The sequence below is a fragment of the Sinomicrobium weinanense genome (assembly GCF_018863395.1).
GTDB lineage: Bacteria > Bacteroidota > Bacteroidia > Flavobacteriales > Flavobacteriaceae > Sinomicrobium > Sinomicrobium weinanense.
This window is the reverse complement of sequence record NZ_JAHKRR010000003.1, coordinates 409125-425088: the sequence shown is the minus strand read 5'-3', so window position 1 is coordinate 425088 and position 15964 is coordinate 409125. Positions and strand designations below refer to the sequence as shown.

Genomic DNA, 15964 nt, shown 5'->3' with positions numbered 1-15964 from the left:
TAGTAGGGACGCACGGCCGTGCGTCTCAAACGTGGAAATAGATTTGGGGGTCGTGCACCCCTCAAAAGAAAAACGAAATAAAACATCAGACAAATGGAAAAAATAATCCGAATAACAACCCTGATCGCAATAGCGATATATATTACGGGTTGCGGTAATACCGGAACTGAAAAAAAATCCGGGAAACAGAAGGCTGTGACCTCCGAAGAGAAGAATGAAAAAGATCATTCTGAAGAAAATACAGTAACCCTTACCCAGCAGCAATGGGATGCTATAAATATAAAACTGGGAGATCTTGAAAAAGTGAACCTGGACGGCACCCTGAAAGTAACCGGGGAACTGGAGCTCTACCCGCAGGACGAAGCGACCGTGGGTACCTTTATGGACGGGAATATAAGCCGCTTGTTCGTTAAGCCGGGAGAAAAAGTAAAGAAAGGACAGTTGCTGGCTTATATCGAAGATCCTTCGTTTATAGATCTGCAGGCGGAGCTAAAGCAGTTGTACAGTGAGTTTCAGTATTTGAAACAGGAATTTGAACGGCAACAAAAGCTGTATGAAAACGAGGTGGCATCCGGAAAAAGCTATCAAAAGACAACTTCAGAATACAATGTGGTTAAAGCGAGACTGGAAAGCATAAAAGCCAAGCTGCGTTTACTCAAAGTGAATCCTGAGGCTATTATAAACGGGAAAACCTATAATGCCCTCCCCATCATTTCGCCCATAAACGGTTATGTCCGTGAGATAGGAGGAACCATCGGGCAGCGAATAACCACCGGGAGCCAGCTTTTTCGTATCATCAACAAGGAGAATATTCATGCCGATCTCCTGGTGTATGAAAAGGACCTGGGGAAAGTAAAAGAAGGCCAGAAAGTGACCCTCTATATTGCCAATAACAGGGATAACCCCGTGGAAGGGACCATCACGGAGATCGGCAAGAATTATGAAAATACTATCCGCGCAGTCCGTATGCACGCCGGGTTGGATGGAGACAAGGAGCCCTTTGTCCCCGGAATGTTCGTGGAGGGCGTTATAGCCGTGAAAAATGTAAAAACCACCGCCCTGCCCGAACAGGCTGTTGTAGAGGACGAAGGAAAGACGTATGTTTTTATCAAACGCGAAAACACAAAAGATACCGGAGAACACCCCTGGGTTTTTACCAGGACTGAAGTGATAACCGGGTCAATTACGGATGGTTGGATAGAAGTGAAATCATTGGATTCCCTGCCTGAAAATGTCGGGGTCGTTACCGAAGGAGCTTATTATCTACTGGCCGAAATGAAAAAAGGGGAAACAGAACATTCACATTGATCCACCAATACAAAAAGGAGCTTTTCGGCTTCCTTTGCTACGGATTTACCTGCTTTACAAGGTAGATGTAGACCGGGAAATGATCGCTGTACCCGCCGGAATACCGTCCGTTGGTATAACTTCTTAACGGGTAGCCCTTATACGGGCCGGAAGGCGTAATGAGGTAGTGTTTGTTGAAAATACCGGCTTTCCAGTACCGGTATGACGACTTATTTTCATCCAGGAGTTCTGCGGTAAAGAAGATCTGGTCAAACAAATGCCATCGATCCCTGTGTGCCAGGGTGCCCAGCCCTTTTGAGGCCATTTCTTCCATGGGGTTAAAAAGCTCTCCCGGACCTGTTTCGGATTTCTTTCCCCGGGCTTTCAGGGTCTTTTTCAGGCTTGCATCCGAAGGGTCGTCGTTCAGGTCTCCCATGCTTACGATCTTTGCTCCCGGATTGTGCAATTGCAGGGAATCGATGAGCTGTTTGTTGAGTTCTGCCGCTGCCAGCCGGTTTGGCCTGCTTCTTTTCTCACCGCCGTAGCGGGAAGGCCAGTGGTTTACGATAAAATGGAATGGTTCTCCGTCGAGAATGCCCGTTACCAATAGCTGGTCCCTGGTATATATCCTGTACCCTTCTTCATTATGTATTTTCAGCGGAATGTTTTTAAAGTGAATAGGGGTAAAAGTACTTCTCTTGTACAAAAAGGCTACGTCAATCCCCCTGTGATCCGGGGAATCGAAATGGACAATACCGTAGTTGTATGCTCTCAGAGCTTTGTCATTGATCAGGTCGCGGAGTATGATACCGTTCTCTATCTCGGCCAGGCCCACGATGTCCGGTGCAGTACCCGTAGTCTCCATCCCTATTCGGGAAATAACCCGGGCCAGTTTCGTTGTTTTGTCCATATAACGTTCTGAGGTCCATTTGTAGGAGCCTGAAGGGGTTCTTTCTTTATCACTGTCGGAACTGTGAATGGTATCGAAAAGATTTTCCACATTGTAGAAAGCAATGGTCTTTACGGAATACCTCTTTTGTGCCGGGATGGAACGGGGGATGATATACATCAGAAAGCAGAGAAGGATATATTTTATCATCGGGGAAAGTTATTGGCTGAAATCAGGAGAAATATAACGAAGTATTTGCCATAAGAAAAGGGTATAAAAATTTTAAAACGTACCGAGGGTACTATTTTCAGGGGTTCCCACAATTATAGAAAAATTTTATTCCGGAAAATTGGGACCCTTTTTATTTCGGGGTGTAAAACTATATAATAGATATTTTAAATACTGATCCCTTCTTAAACCGGTATATATGAAACAAAAATTACTTCTGTTTTTTCTTTTACCCTACATACATTATAGTTTCGCTCAAACCCTTCCGAAGATCACAGGCAGGGTTATGGATCTGCATACCCGGGCCCCGCTGAAGGGCGTCAATATCCGGATCGAAGGAACCGCACTAAGGCAGCGTAGCGGAACCACCGGTAAATTTGCCCTCAGCGGGTTGTCTCCGGGACATATTTATTTACATATAAGCGCCGACGGATACCTTTCCAAAACACTTCCGGTGGCGATCACAGACAGCGCAAATGTATACCTGGGGGATATCTTCATGGAACCGGACATGGCCCGGGGCCTTTCGGAAAACCCCATAATCATAACCGAAAACGATCTGGCCGATGATGAAAGTGGAGCGGATGTGGCTTCCGGGATATTGCAGGCCGCCAGGGATGTTTACCTGCAAAGGGCCGCCTTTGATCTGAGTCAGGCCTTTTTTAAGGTAAGAGGATATGATTCCAGGGAAGGGATCGTGATGATAAACGGCATCCCCATGAACAAAATATTCAACGGCAGGCCACAATGGAATAACTGGGGAGGATTGAATGATGTGACGAGAAACCAGGAACTCTCTTTCGGACTATCTGCCTCTCCCTATCATTTTGGCGGAGTGATGGGAAGTACCAATATCAGTATGAGAGCCTCGGAATACAGGCCGGGCCTCCGGGTATCAGCCTCGGCATCCAACCGGTTCTACAATGGCCGGTTTATGGCTACATATAGCTCAGGGCTGGGTAAAAACGGGCTGGCTTATAGTGTTTCGGCTTCCCGCCGATGGGCAGAGGAAGCCTATATGGACGGGACCCTGTATGACGCCTGGTCCCTTTTTGGTGCGGTGGAATACAAGTTTAACGACAAAAACAGCATCCAACTTATGGGCATCTTTGCTCCGAACCGACGGGGCAGTTCGGCTGCGGTCACCGAAGAAGTGTTTGAACTGGCAGGGAGAACGTACAACCCCTATTGGGGAAAGCAGGACGGGAAGATCAGGAATTCCAGGGAACGACGTATAGAAGAACCCATGGCAGTGTTGTCTTACTTTTACGAAGGGAGCAATTTCCGCTTATCCGCAGGAGCGGCGTGGCAATCGGGAAAATACAGCAGGGGCAGGCTGGGCTATTATAATGCTCCCAATCCCGACCCGGTGTATTATCGTTATTTACCGGGGTTTTACATCAACAGTCCGTCAGGTGCCAACTTTGAAAGCGCCAACCTGGCCCGGGAAGGTTTTAGGGAAAATCCGCAAATAGACTGGAATACGCTCTACCTTGCCAATACAAATCCTTTTCAGGAAGGCAAAAGTGCCTATATCCTGTATGACGATACTGCCCGTGATACGCAGCTTACACTCAATACCACGGCCAATATACGTTTAAGCAGTTCGGTAACTGTAGATGCCGGAGCCACTTACAGGACACTCACTTCGGAAAACTACGCATATATCAGGGACCTGCTCGGCGGTGAATATCACGAAGATAAAGACCCGTTTACCGATACGGCGAACGACCTGAACGGTGATCCCGCAAAGCACAAAGGAGATAAATTCAATTATGACTACACCATAAATGCCGGACACGCACAAGGTTTTGTGCAGTTAAAGGCCGGGCGTAAAAAATGGAAAGCCTTCCTGGCAGGGAGCCTGGGATTGACCCGTTATCAAAGAGAGGGGCATTTTCTGAATGAACGCTTTGGAGAGAATTCACTGGGAAAAAGTAAGGAGCTCCGGTTTTCCGATTACGCAGTGAAAGGAGGAATAGGTTATTACATAACCGGAAGGCATATCGTTCATGTCAATGGGGGCTATATCTCACGGGCGCCCACTCTTCAAAACGCTTTTGTAAACCCAAGGGAAAACAATGAGGCCGTAAAAGGGATCACTTCCGAAACTATGGCCTCCGGAGAAGTCTCTTATCTCTTGCGATTTCCTGAACTGAAGGTAAAACTGAACGGCTATTACACCCGGTTCGGGGATGTGACCGATGTGAACTTCTTTTATGTAGATGCAGGAGTGGGGAGCGATTTTGTGCAGGAAACAGTGACAGGCATTGAAAAACGACACCTGGGCGGGGAACTGGGAATATCATATCAGGCCTCTCCGGAAGTGAAGCTCAGCGCCGTAGCGGCCTATGGGGAATTCACTTATACTGGCAATGCAGACGTTGCTATCAACTTCGATACGGCAGGAAGGGAAGAAGACCTTATAAACCCTGAAGGGTTCCTCAATCTCGGAGAGACTTCCATAAAGGATTACAATTTGGCCACTGGACCGCAACAGGCTTATTCCTTCGGAATAGAATACAGGGATCCCGGCTATTGGTGGGTGGGGATGACCGCAAACCATCTCGCGGAGAATTATGCGGATATATCCATCATTACCCGTACCGACAGTTTTTATACAGATCCCGATACGGGCGAACCTTTTCCAGGAGCAACAGAAGATGCCGTGGCCGCTTTACTAAAACAGGAAAAACTCGACAATTTTTACCTGCTGAACCTCACCGGGGGAAAATCATGGCTGATCGACGGCAAGTATATAGGCGTTTTTATCAGCGTAAACAATGTGTTCGACCAGGTATACCGGACCGGGGGCTACGAACAAAGCCGTAACGGCAATTTCGGACAATTATCTTCAGACATGGCCCGGGGAATGCCTTCTTTTGGTCCGAAATACTGGTATGGTTTCGGAAGGACTTACTTTTTGAATATCGCAGTTAGTTTTTAAAATGAAAAAGTTAAGCGAATATATTATGTTCATTTGCCCTGGGCACATGTCATCCGGAAGGGCTTATTTATGTCGGGCCTGGATAAAATTATCAGTGATCGCTACTATTTTAATATCGGGATGTATAGATAATACTTACAAAGCCCCGGCAACCTCCTGTGAGGAAGACAGTTTAAAGGCCAATACTACTTTTGCCGGGATCAGGGAATTGTACAAAGACGAAGTGATCCGGATCACAGAAGACCTTATCATTGAAGGATATGTCATTTCCAATGATAAAACAGGCAACTTCTACGGTACGCTGCACCTCCAGGATCAACCGGAACACCCGAAGGAAGGTTTTCAGGTTGATATTGATGTGAGAGATTACCACCTTCTTTATCCCGTAGGGAAAAAAGTGCTTATCCGGTTAAAGGGAATGTACCTCGGAAAAAGCCGGGGAGTGTTTAAGGCGGGCGGAGTGTTTACCAATGCAGGAGGCACCCTTTCCGTAGGCAGGCTCCCGGCTTCGCAGGTGAACGAACATATTTTTGTGTCCTGTGACGAGCCGGGAGAAATTGTCCCGGAAATGACCACCATAGAAGCCTTGAATGATGAAATGATAAATACCCTGATTCAACTCAATAATATGGAAATATCCCCCGAAGATATGTGTCAACCCTATGCCGTAGCCGGAGAAAATGGTACAGACAGGGTACTAAGGGATTGCAATGAACAGGAAATCATTCTTCGTAACAGTGGATATGCCGATTTTCAGCCGGAAATACTACCGCGGGGAAACGGAACGGTCACAGCGGTATTGGGTAAATACAATAACAAATACCAGTTAATCATCCGCGACACGAACGATATAAAACTGAATGATGGGCGTTGTGGCGGAGTGGTTTATTCCTGCAATCCACCCGGTGCAAATGCTACATTGGGTTATGTCAGGGCGATGTACCAGGGAAAAGCTGTGAATATTTCTGAAAATATAAAGGTCAGGGCCACGGTGATATCGGACCGGAATTTTAAAAATACAGACAGTCTCACCGCCGTCATACAGGACAAAACTTCGGGAATCGTCTGTGAATTTACTTCAGAACACGCGCTCGATCTTGGAGATGAGGTGGAGCTCACACTTTTAAATACTACTTTGGAAGAAATAAATGACCTCCTCTACATAAAGAACATTCCCCCTGAAAATATAATATCCGCAGTACCTGGAACACTGCCGGAACCGGAAAGTATATCCCTGTCCGATAGCCTTAATGTCTATGAGAGCAGGCTGGTGACGATAGGGAATATACAGTTCGAAACCCCGGGTGTCACTTATTCCGGTATTCAGACACTTACCGACTGTACAGATGAATTAAAAATGTTTACCCGGGAAGAAGCGGTCTTTGCCGGGGATACGGTAAGTAGCAAAAAGGGAAGCATTACGGGGATCATATCCAAAAACAAGAATGAATATCATTTGCGAATAAGGAATCCGGATGATATTTATTTTACAGAAGACTATGAAGATTGCCTGGGCGGAACCAACCTGATGATCACGGAATATGCGGAAGGTTCAGGTTATAACAAATACATAGAGATCTATAATGCTGCCGATGTAAATATCGATATGAGTGGCTATGTCCTGGGCAGGGATTATGACGGGGACGGAAATTACGAATACACTTTAAACCTCTCGGGGAACATTGCTCCCGGTGAAATTGCAGTATATGCGCATTCAAGGGCAGAAATATTTCAGGGAGAAATTACGGATACACATGGTAGCGCCCTTGGATTTAATGGAAACGACCAGGTCGTATTAATGAAAAACAACAACATCATTGATCACATGGGCATTCCGGGAGGGGAGAATTGGGGGGTGGATAAAACACTCCGCAGGAAAACGGATATTTCTGTACCCAACATTTCGTATAATGAAAATGAATGGGAAGAATACCCTCAGGACAATATTAGCGGGTTAGGCATAAGATAGAGAAAAATGGTATGAGCAAAGAGCAAGAATTAAGCATTCCGGATGAAGTAGTAATCGGCAAGATCTACTTCATAAGAGATCAGAAAGTAATGTTGGACCGGGATCTGGCTGCACTTTATGGAGTGGAGACCAGAGTGTTAAAACAAGCTGTGAAAAGAAATATGAAACGTTTCCCGGAGGATTTTATGTTTAAAATGACCAAAGCAGAGTTTGAAAGTTGGAGGTCACAATTTGTGACCTCCAAAGCTGACCAGAAAGGCTTGCGTTATGCACCTTTTTGTTTTACCGAACAAGGGGTGACAATGCTATCCTGTATATTGAACAGTGACCGTGCCATAGCTGTGAATATCAGAATTATTCGGGTTTTTACAAAACTCCGGCAGAATTTGACCGACACCTTAAGCCTAAAACTGGAGATCGAAGAGATCAAGAAAAAGTTATCCAACCAAAGCAAGAACATAGGGTTGGTCTTTAGCTACCTGGACGAACTCATGGAGAAAAAAGAAAATGCCACCTTCCGTCCCCGGGTTGGTTTCAAAGCCGGTAGGGATTAGTCATCAAAACATCTTGCATATCCATAAATAATAAGCAGGTTAGGGGCAAGATAAAGAAAAGTGATATGAGTAAAAAACAAGAACTAAGCATTTTGGAGGAAGTAGTAATTAGCAAGATCTATTTTATTAGGGGGCAAAAAGTAATGCTGGACAGGGATCTGTCCGGGCTTTACGATATAGATACCAAGCAATTGAAGCGACAGGTAAGAAGGAATATGGACCGCTTTCCTGAGGATTTTATGTTCGAAATGACAAAGGAAGAGTTCGAAAATTGGAGGTGCCAATTTGGTACCTCCAATTCTTCTGATAAGATGGGCTTGCGCTATGTCCCGTTTTGTTTTACCGAACAGGGAGTAGCTATGCTATCGAGCGTATTGAACAGTCCTACGGCCATTAAAGTGAATATCCGGATTATCCGGGTTTTTACCAAACTCCGGCAGGCTTTGACCGATACTGTAAATCTAAAACTGGAGATCGAGGAGATCAAGAAAAAGCTGTCCAGCCATAGCAAGAATATAGAACTGGTGTTTAGTTATTTGGACGAACTCATAGAGAAGAAGGAAAACCCCGTACCCCGTCCCCGGGTCGGCTTCAAAACTAATAGAAAATAAAGGAGTTGGAATTATTTCGATATTAAAAAAAGGGGAATGATGATGTTTCGGTATCGAAAATACGGAAAACTATCATTCATTGAGATGAAAGATTGTTGTAACTTGGGGTTGTATTATGAAGAACAGTTTTATTTATGAATGCGCATATCAAAACAGCACTTATACAAACTCCCTTGACCTGGGAAGACCCTGAAGCGAACAGGAAAGTACTGCAGAAAAAAATAGAAGAGCTGGAGGAAGATACCAACCTGGCTGTATTGCCCGAAATGTTTACCTCCGGTTTTACCATGCATCCCGAACGGGTGGCCGAAAACATGGAAGGAAAAACCCTGACTTGGATCAGGGAAGTGGCAATGGCCAGTGATGTGGCAATTACCGGAAGTGTGGTTATAACAGAAAACGGGAAATGTTACAACCGCTTGTTGTTTGCACATCCGGACGGGAAAGTGGAATATTACGACAAGAGGCATACCTTTACGCTGGCCGGAGAAGACAAGGTGTATGATACCGGAAAAAAACGCCTTATCGTGGAATACAAAGGATGGAAACTCTGCCCGATGATCTGTTACGACCTGCGTTTTCCGGTGTGGGCAAGGAATACGGAAGCCTATGATGCCCTGCTTTTCGTTGCCAACTGGCCTTTGCCGAGAATAAGTGCCTGGGACACGCTGTTGCGGGCAAGAGCTGTGGAAAACCTGTGCTATTGCCTGGGTGTAAACCGGGTAGGCCAGGACCAGAACGGACACAAATACCCTGGTCATTCAGCTGTTTACGGAGTCCTGGGCGAAGAGATCGCATTTTCTGACCGGGAAGAGATCATTTACGCTACGCTGGAACGTGAAAAGATAACGCACTATCGCAATAAACTCCGGTTTCTGGAAGACAGGGACAGGTTTACGATTTCGTAAAAGGATAATCTATTCCCCACCGGTTGGAATACTGTCTTTTTCCGGTACTTCAGGAACGGGCGGAGCAGGATCGAGCAGGATGAACTCCTGTTCCATATCCCAGTTGGCCTTAATGTTCAGGACATCCGGAAGATGGCTTACCCTCTCCGGTTGCAGGTGGTCCAGGTAGTTCCCGGTATCCCATTTTCTGTTTTTGTTTTCGTCAAAAATAACGCGTAAGAGATATTTCCCCGGATTGAGGTTGTCGAATTCGTAATATTCCCGTGCTTCAGTGGCATAAATTTCATCCTTCACCTCTCCCTTTTCTGTGGTAAGTTGTATGATCAAAGGAAAAGAATCCGCATTCGGGAGGGTTATCCTCAGATTACCGTAGTCGGCAAAACTCTTGGTACGCAGTGCATAACTGACTGTGTCGTTGTGTTCCCCGAACATATCTTCTATGGCTTCGGGGAGCAGGGTAACCAGGTAGTTTTCATTCGGAAGTACCTCCCACTTTAAATGAAGCAGGTTTTCCTTTTCATCGATCTCCGGATTGAAGTCTACGGGTACCGAATCCTTGTTCAGTATTGTAATCCGCTCCTTGGTGACCGCAGTAATAGGTGTAGTGGAGCTAATGGCAAACGGTTTTTTGAAAGACAGGTCCCCTTTCTGGGCAGCCGAGAGGGCCAGCGTATCATTATACAGTTCTTTTATCTTAACGGTAAAGGTGTCCCTTACCATAACCGGCGGATTTGTGATCTGAAAGATCAGGGAATCGGCCTCTACCCCTGTAAACCAATAGTGCAGGGTGTCTTTTTCCTTGTCCTTTAGAATCCTGTATTTGTAATCCGGTGGAGGTGTGGGGTAAAGCATATCGATATTTATGCTGTCGCCATTGCCTTCATACCCGAAAATAATCCTGTTCTTGGCTGCAAGTACAGGTCTTGCCGAACGGTAATACGAATTGCTCTGAAAAAGGTTGAGCCGGTAGACCGAATCGGTCGGGACTTCTATAAAATCACTGATAAATGCTATTTTGTCTGTCTTGGGGGCATAGGTGTTTGTTCCCGAGTTGTCTTTTAACCCGATAAGCATGTATTTGCCCGCTTTTATATTGGATATCTGGAAAGTACTGGTGCTATCGAGTGTATTGGTGATGTAGGTGGGCAGCTTTTTATAGACAATGGAATCGTTGTAGGTAGAATCTATTTCATAGAGGAGCACAGACACAAAATCGTCGGGCTTTTTCTGGATGGCATCCGTTACATATCCGTTAACGGTGAGGGAGTCTACATAATCGCCGGTAGAGAAGACATATTTGAAGAACGAATACGGGTTTTCTTCATTATTGTCTACAATACTCTGTCCGAAGTTAAATACGTAGGTGGTGTTTTCTTTTAGTGTATCGACGATCTTTATATCAACATATTTACCGGCGGTCCCCTGTGGCATGATCTGGGGAGTGGTTTTCATAGGCGGGGAAATGATGAGCTGTTTCTGGATATCCTTGAGCTTTATGTACTCATCAAAATAGATACGTATTCTTTTTCCCTTGAAATTAATGCTCGATGTATCCGGCTCGGCAGATATCATTTTGGGAGGGGTTATGTCCTTTTCGCCACCTGTTGGCGTCCCTCTTTTGGCACAGTTCAACAGGGTCAGGAAGAGAAATAAAAACAATCCTGTATTTATAGCCTTTTCTCTCATGCAGAAATACTTGTTTATCGCCTGACAAAGTAACGATTATTTTTAAAAACTATACAGTGACGGCCATAGTGATGATGCTCACTTTAACATTCCCGTGTTTTTGTAATGCGCGAACGCAGTGTTCCAGGGTAGAGCCTGTGGTTATCACGTCGTCTGTAAGGAGGATATGACAGGGCTGCAACTGAATGTTCTGGCGGGTGTCGAAAATGCTGTTGTTCTCTTTCCAGCGGGCCAGCTTTCCTTTAAAAGTCTGTGTGCTGGTGTTGACGGTTTTTACCAAAATGTCTTCCCGGTAGGTCACCTGCAGGGCATCTGCAATAGATTTGGCAAAGGAGGAAACCTGGTTATATCCTCTTTTTCGTTGCTTTTTGGGATGTAACGGAACGGGAATCACCATATCCACATCTCCTGCAAGCGGGCTTTCACTCAGGCAGGAACCATACCATTTTCCCAGGAATTCGCCGATGTCCTCGCGGCCTTTGTATTTGAGGTGATGAATAAGCTGCCTGGCGATCCCTTTTTTCCGGAAGGGGAGAAAAGCAGAGGCAAATTCTACCTTTACCCTGCCGTAGAATATCTTTTCTACCGGATTGCCGCGAAGAAGGTGATGGTCCGTTACGGGGAGCTGATGCCTGCATGTAGTGCAGAGAATACTTTCATTCGGGGATAAACAGGCAGAACAGCCCGGGCATGTTTCGGGAAACAGCAGATTGTAAATATCGCCGAAGATGCGGGCAGGAGAGATCACATTCAGGGTTTTATATTTCAAATGTAGGGAATATAAAGGAAAGTTTAGTAATGAGGTGTTCGGGTTTATGAGTGTTCGGTTCTGCGAGTGGTATTCCTCTGATTTACATATACCCGTACACCCGAATACCCGGACACTCGTACCCTGTAACAAAAAATAATGCCGAAACCGTCTTTTTTCACCTGGAATACTGTATTTTTTGCAGCTAAAAATTCTATTTTTGCGACATGGCAAATCAAGACGAACATTTCAAGAAGGTAATATCACACGCAAAGGAATACGGTTATATATTCCCCTCAAGCGAAATATACGACGGCCTCAGTGCAGTGTACGACTATGCACAGAACGGGGCAGAGCTTAAAAAGAACATCCGCGAATACTGGTGGAAAGCCATGGTGCAGATGCACGAAAATATTGTGGGTATAGACGCTGCGATATTTATGCACCCCACTACGTGGAAGGCCTCCGGGCACGTGGATGCCTTTAATGATCCGCTCATAGACAACAAGGATTCCAAGAAACGTTACAGGGCCGATGTGCTGGTGGAAGATTATGCGGCCAAAATAGAGGCCAAGATAGACAAAGAAGTCGCCAAGGCCGAAAAACGTTTTGGAGAGACCTTTGACAAGGAACAGTTTCTGGCTACCAATGGAAGGGTGAAGGATTATCAGGAAAAAGCCGATACCATCCTCAAGCGTCTCGGAAGATCACTGGAAAAAGAAGACCTGGCCGATGTAAAGGCCCTGATCGAGGAACTGGGCATTGCAGATCCCGAAACCGGTTCTAAAAACTGGACGGATGTAAAGCAGTTCAACCTGATGTTCGGCACTAAACTGGGAGCATCTGCAGACAGTGCGATGGACCTCTACCTTCGCCCGGAAACGGCACAGGGTATTTTTGTAAACTTTCTCAATGTACAGAAAACGGGAAGAATGAAAATACCATTTGGAATAGCACAGACCGGGAAAGCGTTCCGCAACGAGATCGTGGCACGTCAGTTCATCTTCCGCCAACGGGAGTTCGAACAGATGGAAATGCAATTCTTTGTGCGTCCCGGAGAGCAGAAAAAATGGTATGACTCCTGGAAAGAAAACCGTATGAAATGGCATCTTTCTCTCGGTATGGGAGAAGAAAATTACCGTTTTCACGATCACGAAAAGCTGGCCCACTATGCCGATGCGGCCACTGATATAGAATTTAAGTTCCCGTTCGGGTTCAAGGAACTCGAAGGGATTCACTCCCGCACAGATTTTGACCTGAGCAAGCACGAAGAATTCTCCGGAAAGAAATTGCAGTATTTCGATCCCGAACTCAACGAAAGCTATGTGCCTTATGTGGTAGAAACTTCCATTGGCCTGGACCGTATGTTCCTCGCCGTATTTTCCAATTCGCTTCAGGATGAAGAACTGGAAAACGGTACTAGCAGGATCGTACTCAAAATACCTGCGGTACTCGCGCCATATAAAGCGGCAGTACTGCCCCTGGTGAAAAAGGACGGCCTGCCGGAAATTGCCCGCAAGATCGTAGATGACCTGAAGTGGGATTTTATGGTGAAATATGACGACAAGGATGCCGTGGGCCGAAGATACAGAAGGCAAGACGCCGCCGGAACACCTTTTTGCATTACCGTAGACCACCAGACCCTGGAAGACCATACGGTAACCATGCGCCACCGCGACACGATGGAACAGCAACGCGTAGCGATCGAAGAATTAAGGGGAATTGTCCTCAAAGAGACCGATATGCGGACCTGGCTGATGCGCATGGACCAAATGGCAATGAACAGCATTTGATCAGTACGAAGTTAGAAGTGTTTTTACTTTGTACTTGATACTTTGTACTCCTGTTGATAACCCTTCCGTATTTTAACATTTTTCCACAGCCCGATTTCGTAATTTTAAAGAGTGGAAAAGGATGCTTACATAAAAGGTAGGGGTGCGCAGCAGAATGTGCGGAACAGGTTTCTGGAAATGTCTCATGAAATGCGGGACGATTTTCTGGAATACTGCCGGCTGGAAGGCGATGAGGCCGATGACAACAAGACGCAATATATCCGGGTATTCCCTAAAACCATAGTCAATAAGGTAGACAGTCCCGATGTAGGCATGGGCTACTCGATGAATCCCTACCAGGGCTGTGAGCACGGCTGTATTTACTGCTATGCCAGGAACAGCCATGAATATTGGGGTTACAGCCCAGGGCTGGACTTTGAACGGCGTATTCTTATCAAGGAAAATGCTCCGAAACTGCTGGAAGAAAAGCTGAAAAGCAAAAACTGGAAGGCGCATGCCATAATGTTGTCCGGTAATACCGATTGTTACCAGCCTGCGGAACAACAATTTTTAATTACCCGCGAATGCCTGAAAGTATTTTTGAAGTACAAACATCCGGTAGGGATCATCACCAAGAATGCCCTGATCACCCGTGACCTTGATATCCTGACCGAACTGGCCAAAGACAACCTGGTCGCAGCCAGTATTTCAGTGACTTCGCTTTCTGAAAAGACCAGAAGAGTATTGGAGCCCAGGACAGCAAGTATCAAAAAGCGGCTCAGTACCGTAAAAAAACTATCCGAAAACGGCATTCCCGTAAATGTGATGATAGCTCCTGTGATTCCTTCGATAAACAGTCATGAGGTATTGCCCCTGGCTAAAGCAGCTTCAGATCACGGAGCGGTTTCCATCGGGCATACCATCGTGAGGCTCAACGGTGCCATTGGCCAGATATTTACCGACTGGATACAAAAAACCATGCCGGACCGGGCGGAGAAGGTACTGCACCAGATCGAGGATTGCCACGGCGGAAATCTCAATGACAGCCGTTATGGTAAGCGAATGACCGGAGAAGGAAAGATCGCCGCGCAGATACATTCCATGTTCAGGATAGCCCGGTTAAAATATTTTGCAGATAAATGCTATCCGCATCTCAATACCTCACTGCATGAAAGCTACAAGGACGGACAGTTAAAGTTGTTTTAATCTTTACAGACTGTTTTTTCGGCCGTAAGAAGGAATTCTCCCTGCTTGCCGGGATTGGTGGTTATTCTGGCTTCCTGTTCTGTTATTTCTATACGGATATCCTGGGTTTCTGTCATCCCTTCCTGGGTAAAGGTATATTTTCCACTGATCATATCGTCTTTCAGGATACCGTCTATGGTTCCACTTCTTCCGTCTTTTTCTGCCGGGAACCAGTTGAATATCCCGGAAACCTTTTCGCCCTTGAGCTGCAATGTCAATATCGTGGAATCCCTGATCACCCTGTCGCCTCTTTCGATGTCTTTTCCGGTAGTTAAAAAACACAGGTTTGTCGTAGCAGGAGGTGCCGGTGCCTGGCTTTCGGTCTGAACACTTTCCTCGTTTTGTTCTTTTTCTTTCGTGTTATTCTTGCAGGCCAGGAGGAAGGACATGGCGGCCAAAGTCGGGATAAGTAGCTTTTTCATCTGTTCGGAATTGAGTTAAGTTCCATTAAAAGTAATGAAAAATTACCTTGTTCCCTCCCATTCCCCGTAAAATTGTTCCAGGAAATCTTCCATAAAGCGGTGCCGTTCTTCAGCTATTTTCCGCCCGGTTTCGGTGTTCATCCGGTCTTTCAGGAGGAGGAGTTTTTCGTAGAAATGGTTGATCGTCGGGGCCTTGTTGTTTTTGTATGCTGCTTTGGTCTTGTATTGTTGGGGTGGAATGTCCGGGTTGTGGAGTTCCCTGTTTTTGAATCCTCCGTAATTGAATGCCCGGGCAATGCCGATGGCGCCTATCGCATCCAGCCTGTCGGCATCCTGAACGATATCGAGTTCCCTGGAGCGGAAGGCCAATTTGCCATAACTGCCTTTGAAGGAAATGTTTTCGATGATCTTCACTACATGATCAATGGTTTCCCGGTCGGCATTTTCGTTTTCGAGAAAGGTCCGGGCCATTTTCGGGCCTACACTTTCGTCACCGTTGTGGAATTTACTGTCGGCGATGTCGTGAAGCAGGGCACCCAACTGCACGACGAGCATATCGGCTTTCTCGCTCCTGGCAATGAGCATGGTATTGTTGTAGACTCTTAGGATGTGAAACCAGTCATGGCCGCCTTCTGCATCCTTTAATTGCTGTTTTACAAAAGCAATGGTGTTTGGAATGATATCGGGATTGTTCATGG

The 15964-nt window shown here is 46.0% G+C and carries 13 protein-coding genes; 8 read left to right on the top strand and 5 right to left on the bottom strand.

Annotated features, from left to right (window positions below; all coding sequences use genetic code 11):
- Positions 1-93: 93 nt before the first annotated feature.
- The gene (locus tag KN811_RS11350; RefSeq protein ID WP_187965872.1) at positions 94-1308 is read left to right on the top strand and encodes an efflux RND transporter periplasmic adaptor subunit; all 1215 of its coding nucleotides are present in this window, start codon (positions 94-96) and stop codon (positions 1306-1308) included.
- A 37-nt stretch (positions 1309-1345) separates the two neighbouring features.
- Here the strand turns inward: KN811_RS11350 and KN811_RS11345 are convergent, their stop codons facing one another.
- Positions 1346-2386: an endonuclease/exonuclease/phosphatase family protein gene (locus KN811_RS11345; RefSeq protein ID WP_216334824.1), complete on the bottom strand. Its 1041-nt coding sequence runs from the start codon at positions 2384-2386 to the stop codon at positions 1346-1348.
- A gap of 217 nt (positions 2387-2603) precedes the next feature.
- On the opposite strand from KN811_RS11345, the gene KN811_RS11340 reads away from it, so the two are divergent.
- The 5 genes from KN811_RS11340 to KN811_RS11320 all read left to right on the top strand — a co-directional run bounded on the left by KN811_RS11340 (position 2604) and on the right by KN811_RS11320 (position 9393).
- Complete coding sequence (locus KN811_RS11340; protein ID WP_187964624.1) at positions 2604-5351, top strand: TonB-dependent receptor; 2748 nt, start codon at positions 2604-2606, stop codon at positions 5349-5351.
- Positions 5352-5376: 25 nt separating this feature from the next.
- Entirely contained in the window at positions 5377-7320 is a 1944-nt protein-coding gene (locus KN811_RS11335; RefSeq protein ID WP_216334822.1) for a DUF5689 domain-containing protein, read from the top strand.
- An 11-nt stretch (positions 7321-7331) separates the two neighbouring features.
- Positions 7332-7874, top strand: coding sequence for an ORF6N domain-containing protein (locus tag KN811_RS11330; RefSeq protein WP_187964622.1), 543 nt, complete (start codon positions 7332-7334; stop codon positions 7872-7874).
- A 65-nt stretch (positions 7875-7939) separates the two neighbouring features.
- The gene (locus KN811_RS11325) at positions 7940-8485 is read left to right on the top strand and encodes an ORF6N domain-containing protein (protein ID WP_187964621.1); all 546 of its coding nucleotides are present in this window, start codon (positions 7940-7942) and stop codon (positions 8483-8485) included.
- 134 nt (positions 8486-8619) lie between these two features.
- Complete coding sequence (locus KN811_RS11320) at positions 8620-9393, top strand: amidohydrolase (protein WP_187964620.1); 774 nt, start codon at positions 8620-8622, stop codon at positions 9391-9393.
- Between the two features lie 9 nt (positions 9394-9402).
- On the opposite strand, the gene KN811_RS11315 is transcribed toward KN811_RS11320, so the two are convergent.
- Positions 9403-11079, bottom strand: a complete 1677-nt coding sequence (locus tag KN811_RS11315; protein ID WP_187964619.1) for an Ig-like domain-containing domain — start codon at positions 11077-11079, stop codon at positions 9403-9405.
- Positions 11080-11128: 49 nt separating this feature from the next.
- The gene (locus KN811_RS11310) at positions 11129-11848 is read right to left on the bottom strand and encodes a ComF family protein (RefSeq protein WP_247716472.1); all 720 of its coding nucleotides are present in this window, start codon (positions 11846-11848) and stop codon (positions 11129-11131) included.
- 206 nt (positions 11849-12054) lie between these two features.
- Between KN811_RS11310 and KN811_RS11305 the strand changes: the two genes are divergently transcribed.
- Both KN811_RS11305 and KN811_RS11300 read left to right on the top strand, forming a co-directional pair.
- Entirely contained in the window at positions 12055-13620 is a 1566-nt protein-coding gene (locus tag KN811_RS11305) for a glycine--tRNA ligase (protein WP_187964618.1), read from the top strand.
- A 111-nt stretch (positions 13621-13731) separates the two neighbouring features.
- Entirely contained in the window at positions 13732-14805 is a 1074-nt protein-coding gene (locus tag KN811_RS11300; protein ID WP_187964617.1) for a PA0069 family radical SAM protein, read from the top strand.
- Here the strand turns inward: KN811_RS11300 and KN811_RS11295 are convergent.
- Positions 14802-15266, bottom strand: a complete 465-nt coding sequence (locus tag KN811_RS11295) for a hypothetical protein (protein WP_187964616.1) — start codon at positions 15264-15266, stop codon at positions 14802-14804. The two genes, KN811_RS11300 and KN811_RS11295, sit on opposite strands and share 4 nt — an antisense overlap.
- Before the next feature lie 42 nt (positions 15267-15308).
- On the bottom strand, positions 15309-15962 hold the full coding sequence (locus KN811_RS11290) for an HD domain-containing protein (protein WP_187964615.1): 654 nt from the start codon (positions 15960-15962) through the stop codon (positions 15309-15311).
- Between the last annotated feature and the right edge of the window lie 2 nt (positions 15963-15964).